The 21,192-nt window shown below is 66.3% G+C and carries 20 protein-coding genes and 1 tRNA gene; 6 read left to right on the top strand and 15 right to left on the bottom strand.

The features are described from left to right. Nucleotides 1-33 precede the first annotated feature (33 nt). On the top strand, nucleotides 34-1,056 hold the full coding sequence (locus E2E27_RS03570; RefSeq protein WP_141457724.1) for a hypothetical protein: 1,023 nt from the start codon (nucleotides 34-36) through the stop codon (nucleotides 1,054-1,056). Nucleotides 1,057-1,065: 9 nt separating this feature from the next. Continuing rightward, nucleotides 1,066-1,539, top strand: coding sequence for a hypothetical protein (locus E2E27_RS03575; RefSeq protein WP_141457725.1), 474 nt, complete (start codon nucleotides 1,066-1,068; stop codon nucleotides 1,537-1,539). Here E2E27_RS03575 and E2E27_RS03580 read toward each other — a convergent pair. The 5 genes from E2E27_RS03580 to sucC form a co-directional block, all read right to left on the bottom strand. Further along, nucleotides 1,524-2,417 (bottom strand): energy transducer TonB, encoded by an 894-nt coding sequence (locus tag E2E27_RS03580; RefSeq protein WP_141457726.1) that lies wholly within the window; start codon nucleotides 2,415-2,417, stop codon nucleotides 1,524-1,526. The genes E2E27_RS03575 and E2E27_RS03580 overlap by 16 nt on opposite strands. Before the next feature lie 69 nt (nucleotides 2,418-2,486). Next, a complete protein-coding gene (locus E2E27_RS03585) occupies nucleotides 2,487-3,413 on the bottom strand; it encodes an energy transducer TonB (protein WP_141457727.1) in 927 nt (308 codons plus the stop codon). Between the two features lie 72 nt (nucleotides 3,414-3,485). After that, the gene (locus E2E27_RS03590; protein WP_141457728.1) at nucleotides 3,486-4,415 is read right to left on the bottom strand and encodes an electron transfer flavoprotein subunit alpha/FixB family protein; all 930 of its coding nucleotides are present in this window, start codon (nucleotides 4,413-4,415) and stop codon (nucleotides 3,486-3,488) included. A 34-nt stretch (nucleotides 4,416-4,449) separates the two neighbouring features. After that, nucleotides 4,450-5,196 carry an electron transfer flavoprotein subunit beta/FixA family protein gene (locus E2E27_RS03595; RefSeq protein ID WP_141457729.1) on the bottom strand — a complete coding sequence of 249 codons (747 nt, stop codon included), beginning with the start codon at nucleotides 5,194-5,196 and terminating at the stop codon, nucleotides 4,450-4,452. 156 nt (nucleotides 5,197-5,352) lie between these two features. Next, nucleotides 5,353-6,552: an ADP-forming succinate--CoA ligase subunit beta gene (sucC, locus tag E2E27_RS03600; protein WP_141457730.1), complete on the bottom strand. Its 1,200-nt coding sequence runs from the start codon at nucleotides 6,550-6,552 to the stop codon at nucleotides 5,353-5,355. 114 nt (nucleotides 6,553-6,666) lie between these two features. On the opposite strand from sucC, the gene E2E27_RS03605 reads away from it, so the two are divergent. Then, the gene (locus E2E27_RS03605) at nucleotides 6,667-7,443 is read left to right on the top strand and encodes a 3'(2'),5'-bisphosphate nucleotidase CysQ (protein ID WP_141457731.1); all 777 of its coding nucleotides are present in this window, start codon (nucleotides 6,667-6,669) and stop codon (nucleotides 7,441-7,443) included. A 54-nt stretch (nucleotides 7,444-7,497) separates the two neighbouring features. On the opposite strand, the gene E2E27_RS03610 is transcribed toward E2E27_RS03605, so the two are convergent. Further along, a complete protein-coding gene (locus E2E27_RS03610; RefSeq protein WP_141457732.1) occupies nucleotides 7,498-8,196 on the bottom strand; it encodes a YiaD family glycine zipper/OmpA-like lipoprotein in 699 nt (232 codons plus the stop codon). A 183-nt stretch (nucleotides 8,197-8,379) separates the two neighbouring features. Here E2E27_RS03610 and E2E27_RS03615 point away from each other — a divergent pair, with 183 nt between their 5' ends. Beyond that, the gene (locus E2E27_RS03615) at nucleotides 8,380-9,687 is read left to right on the top strand and encodes a hemolysin family protein (RefSeq protein ID WP_181443543.1); all 1,308 of its coding nucleotides are present in this window, start codon (nucleotides 8,380-8,382) and stop codon (nucleotides 9,685-9,687) included. Nucleotides 9,688-9,818: 131 nt separating this feature from the next. On the opposite strand, the gene E2E27_RS03620 is transcribed toward E2E27_RS03615, so the two are convergent. Genes E2E27_RS03620 through E2E27_RS18605 form a run of 9 tightly spaced genes read right to left on the bottom strand, consistent with a single transcriptional unit; the run spans nucleotide 9,819 to nucleotide 17,707 of the window. Beyond that, nucleotides 9,819-10,232 (bottom strand): DUF3035 domain-containing protein, encoded by a 414-nt coding sequence (locus E2E27_RS03620; RefSeq protein WP_141457734.1) that lies wholly within the window; start codon nucleotides 10,230-10,232, stop codon nucleotides 9,819-9,821. After that, nucleotides 10,225-10,764, bottom strand: coding sequence for a signal peptidase II (gene lspA / locus E2E27_RS03625; protein ID WP_141457735.1), 540 nt, complete (start codon nucleotides 10,762-10,764; stop codon nucleotides 10,225-10,227). The genes E2E27_RS03620 and lspA overlap by 8 nt, the downstream gene beginning before the upstream one ends. After that, nucleotides 10,761-13,817 (bottom strand): isoleucine--tRNA ligase, encoded by a 3,057-nt coding sequence (gene ileS, locus E2E27_RS03630; RefSeq protein WP_141457736.1) that lies wholly within the window; start codon nucleotides 13,815-13,817, stop codon nucleotides 10,761-10,763. The genes lspA and ileS overlap by 4 nt, the downstream gene beginning before the upstream one ends. A 45-nt stretch (nucleotides 13,818-13,862) precedes the next feature. Then, nucleotides 13,863-14,795, bottom strand: coding sequence for a bifunctional riboflavin kinase/FAD synthetase (locus E2E27_RS03635; RefSeq protein ID WP_141457737.1), 933 nt, complete (start codon nucleotides 14,793-14,795; stop codon nucleotides 13,863-13,865). After that, complete coding sequence (locus tag E2E27_RS03640) at nucleotides 14,795-15,295, bottom strand: dihydrofolate reductase (RefSeq protein ID WP_141457738.1); 501 nt, start codon at nucleotides 15,293-15,295, stop codon at nucleotides 14,795-14,797. Before E2E27_RS03640 ends, E2E27_RS03635 begins: the two co-directional genes overlap by 1 nt. Continuing rightward, a complete protein-coding gene (locus E2E27_RS03645; protein ID WP_141457739.1) occupies nucleotides 15,292-16,359 on the bottom strand; it encodes a 5-(carboxyamino)imidazole ribonucleotide synthase in 1,068 nt (355 codons plus the stop codon). The genes E2E27_RS03640 and E2E27_RS03645 overlap by 4 nt, the downstream gene beginning before the upstream one ends. Then, nucleotides 16,359-16,850 (bottom strand): 5-(carboxyamino)imidazole ribonucleotide mutase, encoded by a 492-nt coding sequence (purE, locus tag E2E27_RS03650; protein ID WP_141461544.1) that lies wholly within the window; start codon nucleotides 16,848-16,850, stop codon nucleotides 16,359-16,361. The genes E2E27_RS03645 and purE overlap by 1 nt, the downstream gene beginning before the upstream one ends. Further along, nucleotides 16,850-17,536 (bottom strand): 2,3-diphosphoglycerate-dependent phosphoglycerate mutase, encoded by a 687-nt coding sequence (gpmA, locus tag E2E27_RS03655; RefSeq protein ID WP_141457740.1) that lies wholly within the window; start codon nucleotides 17,534-17,536, stop codon nucleotides 16,850-16,852. Before gpmA ends, purE begins: the two co-directional genes overlap by 1 nt. A gap of 33 nt (nucleotides 17,537-17,569) precedes the next feature. Continuing rightward, on the bottom strand, nucleotides 17,570-17,707 hold the full coding sequence (locus E2E27_RS18605) for a hypothetical protein (protein WP_234036171.1): 138 nt from the start codon (nucleotides 17,705-17,707) through the stop codon (nucleotides 17,570-17,572). A gap of 147 nt (nucleotides 17,708-17,854) precedes the next feature. Between E2E27_RS18605 and E2E27_RS03660 the strand changes: the two genes are divergently transcribed. Further along, nucleotides 17,855-17,929, top strand: a tRNA-Thr gene (locus E2E27_RS03660). Nucleotides 17,930-18,358: 429 nt separating this feature from the next. Beyond that, on the top strand, nucleotides 18,359-21,118 hold the full coding sequence (locus E2E27_RS03665; protein WP_141457741.1) for a TonB-dependent receptor plug domain-containing protein: 2,760 nt from the start codon (nucleotides 18,359-18,361) through the stop codon (nucleotides 21,116-21,118). The last annotated feature ends 74 nt before the right edge of the window (nucleotides 21,119-21,192 follow it).

Consider the following 21,192-nt stretch of genomic DNA (forward strand, 5'->3'; position numbering starts at 1 on the left):
TCGCAGCCCCCTGTCCGAATTGCAGGGGGTGGCATGGCTGACGATCAGGAACTCTACGTCCTCGACGAAGCGTCGATGGTGCGGCTGTGGCTGACCGCGAAGGTCGACAGCGGGGCCATGACCCAGACGCGAGCGACGCAGTTCTGGAACACCTACACCCGCGACGGCTCGCGCTATCTTGCGACCTATTTCGCCACCGTGGGCGATGTCGCGACGCTGACCCGGCTCGCCAATGATCTCGGCTCGCCGCTCGGCAAGGTCGCCTACAAGTCCTATGGCGGCAAGCTGCACGTCATCTTCAAGGGCCGCCCGGGCCTGCGCAAGATCCTGACAGGGACGCGCTACGGCGTCACCAACGCCAAGGTGGTCAGCCTCGGCATCGGCGAGAAGGGCGTGCGGCAGGCGGTGCGCAAGGGCGGCATTCTGTCGATCATCCTCATCACCGCGTGGAACATCGCCGATTTCGTGCTGAGCGACCAGGTTACGCTGGGCCAGTTCATCGGCCAGCTTTCGACCGATATCGCCAAGATCGGCGCCTCGACCGCGATCGGCGCGCTGGCCGGGGCGGCGGCGGTCGGCACCGCGGTGGGGGCCTTTGCGCTCGGCCCGCTGATCGTCGCCGTGGCGGTCGGCATCGGCGTGTCGCTGGCGCTCGACTATCTCGACAACAAATATGGCTGGACGCGCAAACTTCAGGCCTTCCTCGACGAGAAGATCGCGGCGGTGAACGCGCGGCTGCGCCAGATCCGCACCGATGCCGAATTGCTCGCCATCCGCAGCGCGGCACAGGTGCTCGACGAACTGGTCGATCTGGCCGCCGAAAGCGCGCGCCGCCGGTTCCTGCGCGAGATCGACAGATACATCCCGCGCGTGCCGAATTGGCCGAACACCCCCAGCCTGCCGCGCCCCCGGAACGCGCCGCGATTGCCGAGCGTGCCGCGTCCGAGCCTGCCCAGCCTTCCGGATGTTCCAGGTTTTCCGGGTCTCCCCAGCTTGCCCAGCCTTCCGCGTCTTCCGCGCCTGCCAAGCCTGCCGCGTATCCCCCGGATCTGGTGAGAGATCACGATGGGCACAGGGTCTGGTGACGGCAGCGGGCGGAGCTCGGGCCGCGTGCTGGGCTGGGGGCTCGGCCTCGGCGGAGTGGCGCTGCTCGGCTTTGCGGCGATCACGATCCACGACTTTGTCGATGCCGTAGCGCGCCGCGCGCCGATCGTCGCGTGGGACAGCGGGGGCTGGATTGCGCTCCCCGTCGCGCTCGCGCTGCTGGCGCTGGCGGCGGCGCTGTTCATCGGGCGTCATCAGGGACCGGATGTCGACGGGCCGCGCAGCGATGCGATCAGGCGCCTGCTGGTGCTGGCGGCCGGTCTGCTGCCCTTCGCGATCGTGCTGCCCCTCGGCGCGAAGGGGCTCGCCGCCGCGCAGCTGGAGGCGCGGGGCTATGTGCAGTGCGGCGACGGCCTCTGGATCGCGCAGGGCCGGATGTCCGAGGTGGCCGACGCGACGGCGCGCTGTGCCGCCGCCCCCTATCCGCCCATCTGATAGACGATGCTCTCGGCAAAGAACGACCGCATCGGCTGGCCCGCCGCATCGAGCGCCGGTTCGAACTGCGCGTTCGCCATCGCCCGGCAGGCGGGACTGTCGAGCCGCTCGGTTTCGGTCGCCTTGAGGATCACGCAATCCTCCACCTTGCCCTCGGGGCTGACGATCACGCGCATCCGCATGATCCCCTGCTCGCCCGTCCGCGCTGCCTCGCGCGGGTAGGTGGCGACGATCCGGCGCACCACGCCGTCGCGGTTGGTCCATTGCGGCATCCGGGTGGCGGTGCGCTGGGCTTCGGGATCGAGCCCCCAGGTGCCGACCAGATCGAGCGTGCAGGCATCGAGCGCTTCGAACGCCTTGTCGAGCGGGCCGGTCATCAGGCGGTATTCGTCCCCGCGCTGCTTGAGCCCGACGAACTGCGCCCTGCGCGCGCCGTCCTTGTCGAGCAGCGGCAGGGTCAGGTCTTCGGTGGCATCGGCGGCGGCCTTTTCCGCATCGCCGCGCAGTGCGGCCCCGATGTTGATCTGCGAATAGATCACCGCTTCGCCATAATCCTCGACCATCCCGGCGAAGGGTTCGGTGCGGTGCGGTTCGTGCCCTTCGGCAAAGGCGAGATCGGTGCGCGCGCGGCTGCGGAACCGCTTGAACGACGGCCCGGCCACCGTCATGCCCACGCCCTGACCCGGCCAATATTGTTCGAGAAACAGCACGTGCTTGGCGTCCCCCTCACCAAACAGCCGCGCAAGGCGGCACTTGGTTTCACCGTAATCGAGGTTCCACGCGCTGCTGGGGGCGATCTCCACCACCTCGGCCTGCGCAGGCATGGCGGCGAGCATTGTGGGCAGTGCGAGACCGACGGCAAGAAGCGATATACGCATGGGCGACCCTTTCGATAGGAGCGCAGACTGCGCCACGTTTCTTGCAATTTCAAGTCATTGCATGTTCGACTATTTGTTCAGCCGATAGGTGATCCGTGTCGAGAAGAACCCGGCCACCGGATTTCCCGCCGCATCCTTGGCCGGTTCGAAAACCGCATAGCGGAGCAATTGCAGGCAGGCGGTGTCGTTGAATGATGCGGGGCCATCGAAAGCGGTCACTTCGCAGAAGGTCGGTTTGCCGTCCTTGCTCACCGTCAGTCGTACGGCCACGGTGCCCTGCTGCTCCGCCCGCAACAGGTGTGAGGGATAGTTGGCCGCAATTTTCTGTGACCAGAGCGCTTCATCCTTGGTTCTGACCCCCGTTCCGGTGCCGTCGCCGTTGCCGACGCGCGCAAGCCGCTCGCGCAGCTTGGCGGTGCATCCCAGCAGATCGACCATCATCGGCAGAAAGCCATCCAGCTCGAGCGTGATCGGGTCGATGATGGCCCCTGACATTTCGAGACTGGTGATCGCTTCGTAACGCTGCCGCATCGTCGCTTCGGAAGCCTGACCGGTGAGAGCGGCATCGGCAAAATCCACCGTCTCTTCGCCCGACCGCTTCTGGCCGGTCGCCGCTTCTGCCGTGTCGGGCAGCAGCGAGACCGGCTGCACCCCGAACAGCCCGAGCACCGGACGGCCCTTGCTCGATGTGGCCGTGATGAAATTGCGCTCGACCGGCTCACCCGGTGCGAAGCCTACGCGAACGAAAGCGCCATAGGGATTGCGCACCGCCCGACCGATCAGGGTCAGGTTGACGCCCGGCCCCGGACCGCCCTTGTCGACCCACAGCGTCAACTCGTCCTCGCCCGAACCGAAGGTGCGGATCATCCGGCACTTGTCGTCATACTCGCGCAGGTCCCAGTCCGAACGGGGCTTGAGCTTGATGGGTTCGGCTGCTGCCGCCGTCGGAGCAACGGCGCTGGCTATGGCAGCGATGACAAGAAAGGCGCGACGCATACGAAAAACCCCTGAAAGGCGCTTAGCCTGACAGGGGTTTCCCGCAATTTCAAGTCATTGAAGAATCGCGCCTTACAGCGCCGCCGTCAGCTCCGGCACCGCGGTGTAGAGATCGGCGACGAGGCCGATATCCGCGACCTGGAAGATCGGGGCGTCTTCGTCCTTGTTGATGGCGATGATGACCTTCGAATCCTTCATGCCCGCAAGGTGCTGGATCGCGCCCGAGATGCCGATGGCGAAGTAAACTTCCGGGGCGACGATCTTGCCGGTCTGGCCGACCTGATAGTCGTTGGGCACATAGCCCGCGTCGACCGCCGCGCGGCTGGCGCCGATGGCGGCGCCGAGCTTGTCGGCGAGGGGCGTGATGGTCGCTTCGAAGGTTTCCGCGTCCTTGAGCGCGCGGCCACCCGAGACGATCACCTTGGCGCTGGTCAGTTCCGGACGCTCGCTCTTGGCGATTTCCGAGCTGACGAAGCTCGAGGTGCCCGCATCGCCGGGGCCGGTGACGGCCTCGATCGTGCCCGAACCACCTTCCGTGGCGGCCTTCTCGAACGCGGTGCCGCGCACGGTGATCACCAGCTTGGCATCGGTCGATTCGACCGTGGCGATGGCGTTGCCGGCGTAGATCGGGCGGGTGAAGGTCTTGGGGCCTTCGACCGACAGGATCTCGCTGACCTGCATCACATCGAGGTGCGCAGCGACACGCGGGGCGATATTCTTGCCCGAGGTGGTGGCGGGCGCGAGGAAGGCGTCGTGATCGGCCATCAGCGCGGCAGCCAGCGGGGCGACGTTTTCGGCAAGGCCATTGGCATAGGCCGCGTCATCCGCGACGTGGACCTTGCCCACGCCCGCGATCTTGGCGGCCGCCTCGGCGACCGCGCCGCAATTGTGCCCGGCGACCAGCAGGTGCACTTCGCCCAGCTTCGATGCAGCGGTCACAACCGCGAGCGTCGCATCGTTCACCTTGGTGTTGTCATGTTCGACGAGAACCAGAGTCTTCATCTCGAATGTTCCTTATATCTGAGGCGCGGCGCGTTTAGGCGATGCCGAGCGCCTTGACCTTCTCGACCAGCGCGGCGACGTCGGCGACCTTTTCGCCCGCCTGACGCACCGGCGGCTCGGCGACCTTGAGGGTCTTGAGGCGCGGAGCGAGGTCGACGCCGTAATCGGCGGCGGTCTTGGTCGCGAGCGGCTTCTGCTTGGCCTTCATGATGTTGGGCAGCGAAGCATAGCGCGGCTCGTTCAAACGCAGGTCGGTGGTGACGATCGCGGGGGTCGCGAGCTTCACGGTCTGCAGACCGCCATCGACTTCGCGCTTCACGGTCACGCTGTCGCCTTCGACTTCGACGGTGTTGGCGAAAGTGCCCTGCGGACGGCCCATGAGGGCTGCGAGCATCTGGCCGGTCTGGTTCGAATCGTCCGAAATCGACTGCTTGCCGAGGATCACGAGGCCGGGCTGTTCTTCGTCAGCGATGGCCTTGAGGATCTTGGCAACCGCCAATGGCTCGACCTCTTCATCGGTTTCGATCAGGATCGCGCGGTCGGCACCCATGGCGAGCGCGGTGCGCAGCGTTTCCTGCGCCTTGGCCGGGCCGACGGAGACCGCGACGATCTCGGTCGCTGCGCCCTTTTCCTTGAGGCGGATGGCTTCCTCGACCGCGATCTCGTCGAACGGGTTCATGCTCATCTTGACGTTGGCAAGGTCGACGCCCGTGCCGTCGGCCTTGACCCGCGGCTTGACGTTGTAATCGATCACCCGCTTGACGGGGACGAGGATCTTCATGGGTTTGTCCTTCCTCTCATAGAATCACGTGACGCATATGCGCCTTGGCCGCCCGCCTAGCTTGCGTTTACGTAAACGTCAAGCGAGGCGGGCCGCTGTTCGGGCCGGTCGGGGCAGCTACGCGGCCAGCCCCGTCCGGGATGTCTTTGCGCGCTCTCAGGCGGCCTTCTTCACTTCCGCGACGATCTTCTGCGCCGCATCGCCGAGGTTGTCGGCGCTGACGATGGCGAGGCCCGAATTCTCGAGGATCGCCTTGCCTTCGGCCACGTTGGTGCCTTCCAGACGCACGACCAGCGGAACCTGCAGGTTCACGTCCTTCGCGGCCTGCACGATCCCATTGGCGATCACGTCGCACTTCATGATCCCGCCGAAGATGTTGACGAGGATACCCTCGACCGCCGGGTCCTTGAGGATGATCTTGAAGGCCGCGGTCACCTTCTCGGTGGTGGCGCCGCCGCCCACGTCGAGGAAGTTGGCCGGGAAGGCGCCGTTGAGCTTGATGATGTCCATCGTCGCCATGGCGAGGCCCGCGCCGTTCACCATGCAGCCGATGTTGCCATCGAGCTTGATATAGGCGAGGTCGTATTCGCTGGCTTCGACTTCTGCCGGGTCTTCCTCGGTCTCGTCGCGCAGGGCTTCGATGTCGGGGTGGCGGTAGAGGGCATTGCCGTCGAAGCTCATCTTGGCGTCGAGCACCAGCAGCTTGCCGTCTTCGCTTTCGACCAGCGGGTTGATCTCCAGCATCTCGCAATCGGTGGCGAGGAAGGCGTCGTAGAGCTGCTTGGCGAGCTTCTGCGCCTGCTTGTTGAGATCGCCCGTCAGCTTCAGCGCGAAGGCCACGGCGCGGCCGTGGTGCGGCTGGAAGCCCTGCGCAGGATCGACAGAGAAGGTGGTGATCAGCTCGGGCGTGTCATGCGCCACGGTCTCGATGTCCATGCCCCCTTCGGTCGAGACGACGAAGGCCACGCGGCCCGTCGCGCGGTCGACCAGCAGCGAGAGGTAGTATTCCTTGGCGATATCGACACCGTCGGTGATGTAGAGGCGGTTCACCTGCTTGCCCGCATCGCCGGTCTGGATCGTGACCAGCGTGTTGCCGAGCATTTCTTCCGCGTGAGCCTTCACTTCTTCGAGGCTCTTGGCGAGACGCACGCCGCCCTTGGCGTCGGGGCCGAGCTCCTTGAACTTGCCCTTGCCGCGGCCGCCTGCGTGGATCTGCGCCTTCACGACATAAAGCGGCCCGGGCAGCTTCTTGGCGGCTTCGACCGCTTCTTCGATGCTGAGCGCGGCATGGCCTGCGGGCACGGCGATCCCGTGCTGGGCGAGCAGTTCCTTGGCCTGATATTCATGAACGTTCATTGCGTATCGATCCCTTCAATTCGTATCCTGGGGAGAGGTTCGTCCACGGCGGGCCTAAGCACGGATCGCCCCTCTTGAAAAGTGCTTGCGGCACGGCCAACACGGCAGGCTCTCATGATTGACAGGCACCACCTTCTGGCCATCGTCCGCGAGGCGGGCAGGATCGCCCATTCGCGCTGGCCGGGGGCGGGCCATGCGCTGCACAGCTGGGACAAGACCCCCGGCAATCCGGTGAGCGAGGCCGATCTCGAGGTCGACCGCTTTCTGCGGCGCGAGCTGGGCCGCCTGCTGCCGTCTGCCGCGTGGCTATCGGAGGAGACCGCCGACGACAAGGCGCGCACGGCGAGCGGATTGATCTGGCTGGTCGACCCGATCGACGGGACGCGCGATTTCGTGGGCGGGCGGCCCGGCTGGGCAGTGTCGGTGGCGCTGGTGAGTTCGGGCCGTCCGCTGATCGGAATGCTCTCCGCACCTGCGCGGGGGGAGGAATGGGTCGCCGTCGCCGGGCAGGGCGCAACGCTCAACGATGCGCCGATCAGGGCGAGCACGCGCGCGGAATTCGCCGGCGCACGGGTGCCCACCCATTCGCTGATGGCGGAAGATCGCGATCTGGTGGCGGTCGAACAGCCCAATTCCATCGCCCTGCGGATCGCCATGGTCGCCGATGACCGGGCCGATCTGGTGGCGACATTGCGCTGGGGCTACGAATGGGACATCGCCGCCGCGACCCTGATCGCGCGCGAGGCCGGGGCCGAGGTCAGCGACGCCTTTGGCCGCCCGCTGGCTTATAACAAGCACGATCCGCGGGATTTCGGCGTGCTGGTCTGCTCGCCCGCGATCCATGCCGCGGCGGTGGAGCGACTGGCCGAGCGCGCGGCGGCCCTGCGCTGAAACGCAAAACGGGCCGCCCTTCCGGGCAGCCCGTCCTGAGCGACGATTTGGAAATCAGCTTCCGCGGGCGGCGTTCACGTCATCCTGGCTGACCGGGATGATCTTGATTTCCACGCGGCGGTTGAGCGGCTCGTTGATGTTGTCGCCGGTCTTGACGCGCAGATAGTCGTATTGCTCGCCGAAGCCCTGGGTGGCGATGCGCGAACGGGCGACGCCGCGCGCGGCGAGATAATCGGCCACGGCCTGCGCGCGCTGCTGCGAAAGCTGCTGGTTGAGCGCGTTCGAGCCGGTGGTGTCGGTGAAGCCGTAGACGTCGATCAGGCTGTTGGGATAGCGGATCAGCGAATCGGCAACGCTGTCGAGCGTGGCGCGAAAGGCCGGGTTGATCGCCGCCGAACCGGTGGCGAAGGTCACGCCGTCGGGCAGGCGGACGAGGATCGCGTCCTGATCGCCGACTTCCTCGACATCCACGCCGCTGCCGGCGGTCTGTTCCTTGAGTTCCTTGATCTGATCGTCATACTGCTTGCCGATCACCGCGCCGGCCGAGCCGCCGATGCCGGCGCCGATGATGCGCCCGGTGTCGCCGCCGATCGCGCCGCCCAGCAGATAGCCGAGCGTGCCGCCCAGACCGGTGCCGATCGCGGTGCGCGAAATCTTCTTCTCGCCGGTGTTGGGGTCGGTCACGCAGGCGGCGGTGGTTCCCAGCAGCGCCAGCGCGGCGGTGCCCGACATCATGATGCGCGAAATCTTCATAGCTATTCTCCGTTCGTCCGTCCCGTTTCGCCTTCCGGGCGACCGGGTTGATCTGTTTTGCCCCTCGCCCACGGCGCAGGACGCTTTCCACCAAAGCGCATCCAGAACCGTGCCCGGCGAGCAATGTTCCATAGCATGCAAGTCAGGATGGCAATGCCACCCGTTTGTGCTAGCGCGGCGGGCGTGACACCATTTCCCTGGACAGACCTCGCGATCATCGTCGTGCTTGTCGTGATCAACGGCGTCTTCGCCATGTCCGAACTCGCCATCGTCAGCGCCAAGACCAGCACGCTCGAGACCAAGGCCGAAGCGGGCTCTGCCAGTGCGCGGATCGCGATCCGGCTGGCCGCCGATCCGGGCAAGTTCCTGTCGACCGTGCAGATCGGCATCACCCTGATCGGGATCGTCGCGGGCGCCTATTCGGGTGCGTCGCTGGGCGGCCCGGTGGGGGAGCGGCTCGAACGGTTGGGTCTGCCGGGCGAATATGCCGACGATACCGGCTTCGCGCTGGTGATCGCCTTCACCACCTATCTCAGCCTCATCATCGGCGAACTGGTGCCCAAGCAGCTTGCCCTGCGCGCGGCGGTGCCGGTGTCGCTGGTGATGGCGCGGCCGATGGCGTTTCTGGCCAAGGCCGCCGCGCCGCTGGTGTGGCTGCTCGATTCGAGCTCGGGGGCGATCATCCGCCTGTTCGGCATCCGCCGCGGCGACGAAGGCAGCGTCACCGCCGAAGAGCTGCAGATGATCTTTGCCGAAGCGACCCGTTCGGGCGTGATCGAGGCCGAACAGCGCCAGATTCTGACCGGCGTGGTGCGCCTCGCCGAGCGCCCGGTGCGCGAGATGATGACCCCGCGCACCGAAGTCGACTGGATCGAGGCCGATGGCGATCTCGCCGAAATCCGCGAGACGATCGAGGAAAGCTCGCACTCGCTGCTGCCGGTGGCCGAAGGATCGCCCGATGCGATCCTCGGGGTGGTCAAGGTGCGCGACGTGCTCGCCGCGCTGGTCGCCGGGCAGCCGGTCTCGATCCGCGCGATGATGCGCAAGGTCGAAGTGGTGCCCGACCAGCTCGATGCGATGGACGCGCTGCGGGTGCTCCAGTCCGCCGAGGTGGCGATGGCGGTGGTGCATGACGAATACGGCCATTTCGAAGGCATCGTCACCCCGGTCGATCTGCTCACCGCGATCGTCGGCAACTTCGCCAGCGACAGCGACGATGGCGATCTGCCGAGCGTGGTCGAGCGCGAGGATGGTTCGCTGCTGGTCTCGGGCTCGCTGTCGGCGGATGCGCTGGCCGACCGGCTGGGGCTGGATTACGGCGAGGACCGCGAATTCGGCACGGCGGCGGGCTATGCCCTGTCGGTGCTCAAGAAGCTCCCGCAGGAGGGCGAATACTTCACCGATCAGGGCTGGCGCTTCGAAGTGGTCGACATGGACGGCCGCCGCATCGACAAGCTGCTGGTGAGCCGGGTGCGCGAGGAGGGCGCATAACAGCGCCTCCATAGCTAGCCAGATGCGCTGACATCGGTCGCGCAGCGACCGCAAGCGCGACCGCGCGTCGCGGCTTATGCCGCGAAAGCCAAGGCGGACGGATGTCCGCCGCCCGGCGCCTGAGGGTCAAATCAGGAAGGTATTACCGTCTGCGCGGCCTGACCGTCGCCTTCGGGCGCTGCGATGATGTCGCGGGTGACGCTGCCCTTGGCGACCGTGTTGGTGCCGGTATCGCCCACTTGGCTGCGGATGCTCGGCGCGGCGGCACCGGCGCGGTCGAGCATGGAGGTTTCCACCTTGCTGCGCGGCGCGGGGCCGCCGAACAGGGCTTCGAGCGCCTGTTCGGACGCGGTGCCTTCGCTCGGGCGCGGGGCGCCGGGGGCAGGGGGCGTGAGCGTGAAGTCGGGCGGCACCACCAGCGGGGCCTGCCGCTGCACCGCGAATTCGTCCGGGCGTTCACGGTTGAACACCCCGCCGCCGCCGCCACAGGCCGCCAGCATCGCCGAAGCGCCGGCCAGCAGGATCACGGGTGCAAATCTACGCATTGTGAGTCTCTCCGCGGGGGCTTTCCCCCGTATCAGTGTCCTCCTTGTCGCGCACCAGCAGGCTGCGGGCAAGGATGATTACGACGCCCACGGTAATCGCGGCGTCGGCGAGGTTGAAGATCAGGAAGGGGCGGAAGTCGCCGATATGAAAATCGGCATAGTCGATGACATAGCCCAGCACGTAGCGATCGCGGATGTTCCCCAGCGCGCCGCCGAGAATCAGCGCGAGGCCCGCGATATCGGCGAGCCGCTTTTCGCGCATCATCCACACCAGCACCACGCCGGCGACCACGATGGTGCCCAGCACCAACAGCCAGCGCGTTTCCATGTTATGGGCTTGCAGCATCCCCAGTGAGACGCCGCGGTTTTCGGCATAGGTGAGGTCGAAGAAGGGCAGCAGGTCGATACTGTCGCCGAGCCGCCGCAGCGCGAGGGGGCCGGTGACATACCACTTCACCAGCTGATCGAGCCCCGCCACCACCAGCGCGATGGCAAGGCCGATCAGGCGGTTGCGGGTGAAGAGGCCGCTCATGCGCCGACCACTTCTTCGCAACGCCCGCACAGCGCGCCGTCTTCGGCGACGTCGGGCAGCAGCCGCCAGCAGCGGCCGCACTTGTGGTGGTTGGTCTTGGTGACGGTCACTTGAGTTACTTCGGGCACGGCGTCGTCAGTAAAGCCGTTAACCTGAACGCTAGCTGCAATGGCGATTTCGGCCATGTCCACGGAGTTGGCACGGTCAACAAGCAGAGCGTCTTTTGTCCTAACGATCACCTCCGCCTCCAGGCTGGAGCGGATCGTTTTGTCGCGCCGCAGCGGCTCGATCGCCTCGTTGATCTCGTCTCGAAGCTCGCGAATATGTGACCACTTTCGAACTAGCTCGTCATTCTCAATTTTCGGCACACTCGGCCATTCGAGCAGGTGGACCGATCCGCGCTGGCCGTCGTCATCCTCCTCGCCATCCTCGGGATAGCGGGAGAGCCACACTTCCTCGGCGGTGAACACCAGCACCGGCGCGGCGTAGCGCACCAGCGCGTGGAACAGCAGGTCGAGCACGGTGCGATAGGCGTTGCGCGTGGTCGAATCCGGGCCGTCGCAATAGAGCGCATCCTTGCGGATATCGAAGAAGAAGGCGCTGAGGTCCTCGTTGCAGAAATCGACCAGCAACCGGGTGTAGAGGTTGAAATCGTAGGCCAGCGCCGCCGCTTTCAGCTTCCCGTCGAGTTCGGACAGCAGCGAGAGGATATAGACCTCCAGCTCCGGCAATTCCCCCGCATCGGACATATCGCCCACAAACCCGTCGAGCGCGCCGAGGAGGTAGCGGAAGGTGTTGCGCAGCTTGCGATACTGGTCGCCGACGCCCTTGAGGATCTCGTCGCCGATGCGGTGATCCTCGGTGAAGTCGACCGAAAGCGCCCACAGCCGGATGATGTCCGCGCCGTATGTCTCCATCACCTTGAGCGGATCGACCGTGTTGCCGAGGCTCTTGGACATCTTCTTGCCCTTGGCGTCCATCGTGAAGCCGTGGGTGAGAACCTGATCGTAAGGCGCGCGGCCACGGGTGACGCAGCTTTCCAGCAGCGAGGACTGGAACCAGCCGCGGTGCTGGTCCGAGCCTTCGAGATAGAGATTGGCGGGCCATTGCAGGTCCGGCCAGCGCCCGCTTTCGAGCACGAAGGCATGGGTGCAGCCGCTATCGAACCACACGTCGAGAATGTCGGTGACCATTGCGTAGTCGGCAGGGTCGTGGTCGGGGCCGAGGAAGGCGGCCTTGTTGGCGCTGTTCCACGCGTCCATGCCTTTCGCGTTGACGGCGGCGACGATGCGGGCGTTGACTTCCGCGTCTTGCAGGTACGAACCGTCAGGCCGCACGAACAGCGTGATCGGCACGCCCCACGCGCGCTGGCGGGACAGCACCCAGTCGGGCCGCCCCTCGACCATCGCGCCGATGCGGTTGCGGCCCTTTTCGGGGATGAACTGGACGCGGGCGATTTCGCTTACCGCTCTCTCCCTCAGCGTCATCCCAGCAAAAGCTGGGATCGTTTGCGAGGCAGCGCCTTCGTCGATAGCGGTCCCAGCTTCCGCTGGGACGACGTCAAGTGGCTTGTCCATCGGCACGAACCACTGCGGGGTGCAGCGGAAGATCACCTTGGCCTTGGAGCGCCACGAATGCGGGTAGGAGTGCGCGTAGTCCGCGCTCGCCGCGAGCAGCGCGCCCGCTTCGCGCAGGTCCGAGCAGATCGGGCCGTCAGGCGCGTTGAACTTGGGGTTGATGACGCTCATGCGGCGCCCATTCCCTTCAGAATCAACGTCCGCCGCGCCGAGCCAGCCCCAGTCGTCGCGATAACGCCCATCATCCATCACCGCGAAGACGGGGTTGATCCCGTTCGACTTGCATAGCTCGAAGTCGTCCTCGCCATGATCGGGCGCCATGTGGACGAGGCCGGTGCCGCTGTCGGTGGTGACAAAGTCGCCGGGGAGCAGCGGGCGCGGGGTCGCGTAGAACCCGCCGAGTTCGTGCATCGGGTGGCGGGCGAGAGTGCCGGCGAGGTCTGCGCCTTTGCCATTCCAACGGTCACGAAGAACGAGGCCAACGCCACTGTTACCATTGCGCGCGAGCTCAGCTTCAAACCGGCCCTTGAATTCCTCAACTAGAGCGCTCGCGATCAGATACTTCCGGCCAGCAAGTTCAGCCCTCAGCGCCTCAGGATAAGGAGGATGGGGCTCATCCACGGATCGCCACGCGACGTGAACCAAGGACTCAATCTCAATCAGCCGATACTCAACCTCCGGCCCATAGGCCAAAGCCTGGTTCACGGGGATCGTCCACGGCGTGGTCGTCCAAATCACCGCATGCGCGCCGACCAGTTCGGGGATCGGCGATTCAACAATCTCGAATGCCACGTCGATCTGGGTCGAGGTGATGTCCTCGTATTCGACCTCTGCCTCGGCCAGCGCGGTCTGTTCGACCGGCGACCACATCACCGGCTTCGAGCCGCGATAGAGGTTCCCCGCCTCGGCCAGCTTCAGCAGCTCGGCGACGATCACCGCCTCGCTCTCCTTCTGCATGGTGAGGTAGGGGTGGTCCCAATCGCCCATGATGCCGAGGCGCTTGAGCTGGGCGCGCTGCGTATCGACCCACTTCTGGGCATAGGCACGGCACTCGTTGCGGAAGGCCATGACCGCCGCCTCGTCGCGCCCCGCGCCGGTGAGGACGGGCTTGGCCTTCTTCTCCTTGCGGTACTGCTCCTCGACCTTCCACTCGATGGGCAGGCCGTGGCAGTCCCAGCCCGGCACGTAAGGCGCATCGCGGCCCAGCAGGTTCTGGGTGCGGCAGACCATGTCCTTGAGGATGTGGTTCAGCGCATGGCCGATATGCATGTCGCCATTGGCATAGGGCGGGCCATCGTGAAGGATGAACTTCTCGCGCCCCCGGCGGGCCTTGCGCAGCGCGTCATAGAGCCCGATCTGCTCCCAGCGCGCGGCAATGCCCGGCTCCTTCTGGGGGAGGCCGGCCTTCATGGGGAAATCGGTCTTCGGCAGGAAGACGGTGTCCCGGTAATCGCGTGCTGGAGTATCTTCGCTCATGGTGCGCGGGGCCTTAGCCGTAAGTGCTGCCAGTGCAAAGACTCGTCATTGCGCGGACAAGAGCCGCCGCGCCTCGGCGCAATCCTTGTCCATCTGTTCGATCAGCGCCTCGAGCGAATCGAACTTAGCCTCACCGCGCAGGAAATGGTGGAAGGCGACTTCGATCTCCTGCCCGTAGAGGTCGCCGGAGAAGTCGAAGAAATAGGGCTCAAGCAGCTCCTTGGGCGGCTCGAACTGCGGACGGATGCCGATATTGGCCGCGCCTTGCAGCACCTGCCCCGTGGCGAGGATGCGGCCCGTGACGGCGTAGATGCCGTATTTCGGGCGCAGGTAATTCTCGACGCCAAGGTTCGCCGTCGGATAGCCGATCGTCCGCCCGCGCTTGTCGCCGTGCTCGACGATGCCCCGGATCGCGAAGGGCCGGGTCAGCAGCCGCGCGGCCTCCTGCGGGTCGCCATCGCGCAGCGCCTGCCGAATGCGGCTGGAGGAGACCACTTCGCCGCTTTCGGCCACCGCCTCGACAACCCGCGATTGCAGGCCCAGATCGCCGCCGAGGGTGCGCAGCAGCTCGACATTGCCCTTCGCGCCCTTGCCGAAGGTGAAATCGCCGCCCGTGACCACGCCATGCGCGCCGAAGCGCTCGATCAGAATGGTGCGGATGAAGTCCTCCGCGCTCGTCCCGGCGAGGTCCGCATCGAAGTGGAAAACCAGCATCGCGGTCGCGCCCGCCGCGAGATACAATTCCTGCCGCTGCTCCAGCGTCGTGAGGCGGAAGGGCGGCACATCGGGGCGGAAGAAGCGCACCGGGTGGGGATCGAAGGTGGCGATGATCGAGGGGCGGCCCTCGGCCTTGGCCCACGCAATCGCCTCGCCCGCAACGGCCTGATGGCCGCGGTGGAACCCGTCGAAATTGCCGAGCGCGATGACCGCGCCGCGCAGAGCCTCGGGCACAGGGTCGCGGTGATCGAGCCAGCGCATCAGGCGGAGGCCTTGCGATAGGTCAGGAAGGAGAAGGCCGGATGCGCGCCGTCCGCCGCGTGATCCTCGCGCGCGATCAGCTCCCAGCCGGTGCCGGGTTCGGCCATGAAGGTGTCCCCTTCGTATTCCGCATGAATCTGGGTGAGTTCGATGCGGTGGGCGAGCGGCATGAACACGTCATAGATCGCCGCCCCGCCGATCACTGCGACCTCGCCGCTGTCATTGCCCTCGGCCGCCAGCGCCAGCGCCTCCTTGACCGATCCGGCCATTGCCACGCCCTCGGCCGCGAAATTGTCGCGGCGCGAGAGGACGATGTGGCGGCGACCGGGGAGCAAGCCCGGCAGGCTCTCGATGGTCTTGCGGCCCATGATCATCGGCTTGCCCATCGTCAGCGCCTTGAAGCGCTTGAGGTCGGCCGGCAGGCGCCAGGGCAGATCGCCCTCGTTGCCGATCGCACCATTGGCGGCGCGGGCGTAGATCAGGACGATTTCGGGGGTCATTTTACGGCGTGCCCCACGCGGGTGACGTGGCCCATCTTGCGCCCCTTGCGCGCTTCGGCCTTGCCGTAGAGGTGCAGGTGCGGCTCGCCCGGTTCGGCGAGGATCTTGTGCGCCTCCAGTGCTTCCTCGCCGACGATGTTGCGCATCTCGATCGCCTCGAAGCGGGTCTTGGTGCCGCCCAGCGGCAGGCCCGCGATGGCGCGGATGTGGTTTTCGAACTGGCTGGTGGCCGCGCCCTCGATCGTCCAGTGGCCGGAGTTGTGGACACGCGGGGCCATTTCGTTGAACAGCGGGCCGTCCCTTGTGGCGAAGAACTCCAGCGTCAGCACCCCGACATAGCCCAGCGCCTCGGCGACCTTGGCGGCCAATTGCCGCGCCTCGTCCACCTGCGCCGCGACCAGCGCGCCGGCGGGCAGCACCGAGCGGGTGAGCATCCCGCCCTCGTGCAGATTGGCGGTCGAATCCCAGAATTTCACCGTCCCGTCCTGCCCGCGCACGAGGATCACCGAGAACTCGGTCTCGTAGGTGACGAAGCCTTCGTAGATGCAGGTGACGCCGGGATAGGCCACCGCGCCCGCCTCCATCGCCGAGCGCACGCGCCACTGGCCCTTGCCGTCATAACCATCGCGCGCGGTCTTGAGGATGCCGGGGGTGCCGATCGCGGCAATCGCGGCGGCGAGATCCGCGGCGCTCTCGACCTTGGCGTAGGGGGCCGGGGTGCCGCCAAGATCTGCGGCGAAGGCCTTTTCGTTGAGACGATCCTGCGCCACTTCCAGCGCGCGCGGGGGGCAGGGGACCAGCGCGGCGGGGATGGCCGCGACCGTGCTGACGGGGACGTTCTCGAACTCCCAGGTCACCACGTCGCAGGCCTGGGCAAAACGCGCGAGCGCCGCCGCATCGTCCCAATCGGCGGTCAGAAAATCGCTGCACGCCTCGGCCGCGACATTGTCGCCCGCCGGTGCGTAGCCAACCACGCGGTAGCCCAGTTGCAGCGCGGCGACGGCCATCATCCGGCCCAGCTGCCCGCCGCCCAGAATGCCGATGGTTGAGCCCGGTGGCAGCATCAATCCTCCGGCACCTCGGCCACGGCCGCGCTCTTGGCGGCGCGCCAGTCCTGCAAGCGTTCGGACAGGGCTTCGTCACCCAGCGCGAGGATCGCGGCGGCGAGCAGTCCCGCATTCTTCGCCCCGGCCTCGCCGATCGCCAGCGTGCCGACGGGAATGCCGCCCGGCATCTGCACGATCGAGAGCAGGCTATCCATGCCCGAGAGCGCCTTGGACTGCACCGGCACGCCCAGCACCGGCAGATGCGTCATGCTGGCGATCATGCCCGGCAGATGCGCCGCGCCGCCCGCGCCTGCAATGATGACGGAGAAGCCCTCGCCCTCGGCCCCCTTGGCGAAGGCGACCATCCGGTCGGGCGTGCGGTGGGCCGAGGTGATGCGCGCCTCGTAGGGCACTTCCAGCTCGTCCAGCACCTCGGCGGCGCATTTCATGGTTGGCCAGTCGGACTGGCTGCCCATCACGATCGCGACCTTCCCCCCGGTGGCTTCCATCATGCGTCCTTCAGATAATAGCGCTCACCCGCCACCGTCGCGCCGTCGAAATCGTAGATGATCGGCTGGCCGGTGGGGATTTCGAGATCGGTGATATCCTCGTCGGAGATGTTCGACAGATGCTTCACCAGCGCGCGCAGCGAATTGCCGTGGGCCGAGATGATCACCGTCTCGCCGCGCGCCAGCACGGGGAGGATGTCGCTTTCCCAATAGGGCAGCACGCGCTCGATCGTCAGCTTGAGGCTTTCGGTGCTGGGCACCGCAATCCCGGCATAGCGCGGGTCGGCGGCGAGATCGAATTCGCTGCCCGCTGCCATTTCCGGCGGCGGCACGTCGAAGCTGCGGCGCCAGATCAGCACCTGCTCGTCCCCGTGCTTCTCGCGCGTTTCCTGCTTGTCGAGGCCCGTCAGCCCGCCATAGTGCCGTTCGTTGAGCCGCCAGTCCTTGGTCACCGGGATCCACAGCCGCCCGGCCTCTTCCAGCGCGAGGTTGAGCGTCTTGATCGCGCGGGTCTGGAGCGAGGTGAAGCCGACGGTGGGCAGCACGCCCTTAGCCTTCATCAGCGCGCCTGCGGCGCGCGCTTCGGCCACGCCCTGTTCGGTCAGGTCGACATCCCACCAGCCGGTGAAGCGGTTTTCGAGGTTCCACTGGCTCTGGCCGTGGCGGACGAGGATGAGCTTGGACATTGTGGCTCCGGCAAGTCGTCGAGAGCGGGCGGGTTAGCTTTCGCAGGACGGATTGGGAAGGGGCTGCGTCGCATCCGAATCACCGGGCGCCTGCGCCGCCGCACGCGCCTGCGCCTTTCTGCGCCGCAGGTTTTCACGCAGTTTCGCTGCGAGCCGCTCTTCACGCGACATATTCTTGCGGGGGCCTTCATTCATGCGAAACGCATTGCCGCTAGATGCGTGCGTCCTCAAGTAGCAAAGCGATAGGACAACACGGACTCATCAACCCCCGCTTGACATTGCGGGGATGCGCGACAATAGGGCGCGCCTGTTTCCGGCGCTGCTGTAGCTCAGTGGTAGAGCGCACCCTTGGTAAGGGTGAGGTCGGGAGTTCAATCCTCCCCAGCAGCACCATTCTTTCCGGTGCGACCACGCGCCGGATGCCTCCCCCCCAATTCGTGATTTCGAGCGAGGCCGCTGCGTGCGAGCGCGATCGCGTGCGGCTCGCGTCGACCATGTGTGGCAATTTGACGACACGGCGACGAATTGTTGCCTGCACGGCCGCATTCCCGATATCCTGCGTTGACGGAAAACCTTTGCGGAGTAACTTTGTTACCTGCCGGCTGGGCGCACGGGGGTCGCGCAAGGCTTGATGCCAAGATCGAGGCCATGCGGATGCGGTGCACCGCCTGCTGAAATGGCCCTCAGGACTTCATGGGAGAAACTTCGCCACGCGCGCCGCCGGTTGCGGTGTCGCGATCGTGTGCGGTGATCCGCTCGCTGACCGGCCCTGGGGGGTCATGCAGCCGGGCACGTGCCATTTTGACCGATCAGGGGAAGACAATGAAAAAGACTGAACAGGTTCTCCACTCCGGCTCGCCGATCGCGCTTGCGGTCGCTCTGCTTGCCGCCGGCCTCTCCGCCGCGCCCGCCATGGCTGCCGACGCCGATGCGGCCAGCGACGCGCCCGCCGATATCGCGTTGACCGGGGCCGCCGCCGCCGCACTGGTGCAGGACGAGACCATGGCCGAGGACGAGCCCGATACCGTGCTGATCGTCACCGGCACCCGCCGCTCCGACCGCACCGTCGCCGAAAGCCCGGTGCCGATCGACGTCATCAGCGGCGAGCAGCTGAGCCAGTCGGGCCTCACCGAAACCGCGCGCCTGCTGCGCGATCTGGTGCCTTCGCTGAACTTCCCGCAGCCCTCGATCACCGACGGCACCGACGCGATCCGCCCGGCGACCTTGCGCGGTCTCGGCCCCGACCAGACGCTGGTGCTGGTCAACGGCAAGCGTCGCCACACCGCCGCGCTGCTCAACATCAACGGTTCGGTCGGGCGCGGCAGCACCGCGGTCGATATCAACCAGATCCCCGGCTCCTCGATCGGGCGGGTCGAAGTGCTGCGCGATGGCGCGGCGGCGCAATATGGCTCGGACGCGATCGCCGGGGTGATCAACTTCCAGCTCAACGATTCGCGCGAAGGCGGGCGCTTCTTCGTCAATTACGGCGGGTTCAACACGCGCATCGCCGGGGTGCCCGAAGTCACCGGGGTGAACGGCACCGCCGGGCAGGTGCCGACGCTGACCCCGGATGGCGTGCTGCAACTCAACAGCACCGGGCGCGATCTCAAGGTCACCGATGGCGAGGTGCTGACCGTTTCGGGCAATATCGGCCTGCCGCTGGGGCCGGAGGGCTTTCTCAACATCACCGCCGAATATCGCGACCGCAACGACACCAACCGCGCCGGGTTCGATCCGCGCCGCAACTACACGCAATCGGGCGCACTCGACCCGCGCGAGCTGACCTTCGACCGCCGCAATCATCGCTATGGCGATCCCAAGACCGAGGATCTCAACATCGTCGTCAACATGGGCATCCCGCTCGATGACCAGGTCGAGTTCTACGCCTTCGGCACCTATGGCGAGCGCAAGGCGGAGTCCGCCGGTTTCTACCGCCGCGCTGCCGACAACCGCAATGTCGTGGCGATCTATCCCGACGGCTTCCTGCCGCTGATCAACACCGACACCACCGATTTCGCCATCGTCGGCGGGCTGGAGGGCGATTTCGACGGCTGGCTGTGGGACCTGTCGATGTCCTATGGCGAGAACACCACCGATTTCCGCATCACCAACACGCTCAACGCCTCGCTCGGCGCGGCCAGCCAGACCGAGTTCGACGCAGGCTCGCTCGCCTACAGCCAACTGATGGCGAACCTCGGGGTGAGCCGCGAGCTGGAGGTCTCGGGCATCGAGCAGATGACGCTGTCCTTCGGCGCGGAATGGCGGCGCGAGGAATTCCAGCTGGGGGCGGGCGAGGTCAACTCCTACATCGCCGGGCCGGTGCTGGTGGGCACCAACAACCCCTTCATCACCGGCGCGGGTGCAACCGCCTTCGCCGCGCCCGGCAGCCAGGTATTCCCGGGCTTCCAGCCGGTGATCGGCGGGGTGAACGTAACCAACCCCAACAGCCGCGAGAACGTTTCGCTCTATGCCGAGCTCGACACCGACATCACCGACCGGCTCAACATCCAGATCGCGGGCCGCTTCGAGGATTACACGGATTTCGGCTCGACCCTCAACGGCAAGGCCGCCGCGCGGTTCGAGCTGATCGACGGCTTCGCCCTGCGCGGGGCGGTGTCGACCGGCTTCCGCGCGCCTTCGCTCCAGCAGCAGTTCTTCGCGGCGGCGGCGACCAACAATATCGGCGGGGTGCTGGTCGATGCGGTGACGCTGCCGGTCTCCAACCCGGTCGCCATCGCGCTGGGGGCGACCCCGCTGGAGGCCGAGAAGTCGTTCTCGTGGTCGGCGGGCGCGGTGTTCGACAAGGTCGACGGCTTCAACCTCACCTTCGACTATTACCAGATCGACATCGACGATCGCATCGTGCTGACCGACAACCTCTCGGCCAGCCGCGACGCGGCGGGCAATCCGAGCGGGAGCAATCCGGGCCGCGGGATCGCCGAAATCCTCAACGATGCCGGCTTCACCAGCATCTCGGCGGCGCGGTTCTTCTTCAACGGGATCGACACCCGCACGCGCGGTTTCGACGTGATCGGCACCTATCGGACCAGCATCGGCGATTCGGCGAGCCTTTCGCTGACCGCGGGCTACAACTGGAACGATATCGACATCACCGGGCGGCGCAGCACGCCGGGCGATCTCGCCGAAGTGCCGGGGATCGACCTGTTCGGGCGGCTCGAATCCGAACGGATCGAGCGCGGCCAGCCCAAGGACCGCATCAATCTGGGCGCCGATCTCGAATGGAACTGGCTGAGCGCCACGGTGCGCGCCAACCGCTTCGGTGAGGTGTTCTCGGCCGGGGCGAGCCCGATCAACGACCTGCTGCTCGAACCGCGCTGGATCACCGACCTCGAAATCCGCCTGCGGCCGCAGGGCTTTGCCGAAGGGATCGAGCTGGCGGTGGGCGCGAACAACCTGTTCGACCAGTATCCCACCACCAACCCGACCGGACGCGCCACCGATCCGGTGACGGGCAATCAGGCCAACCTTTCGGTCAACAACTACTTCCTGCCGTTCTCGTCCTTCTCGCCCTTCGGCTTCAACGGACGCTTCCTGTATGGACGGCTGAGCTTCTCGTTCTGAGGGGAGCATAGGGCGCGGCGCGCGGCGGACAGGAACCCGCGCGCCGCTCCACCCCCAAAAGTGCCAATCCGTCC

Source organism: Porphyrobacter sp. YT40, from assembly GCF_006542605.1.
Taxonomy (GTDB): domain Bacteria; phylum Pseudomonadota; class Alphaproteobacteria; order Sphingomonadales; family Sphingomonadaceae; genus Erythrobacter.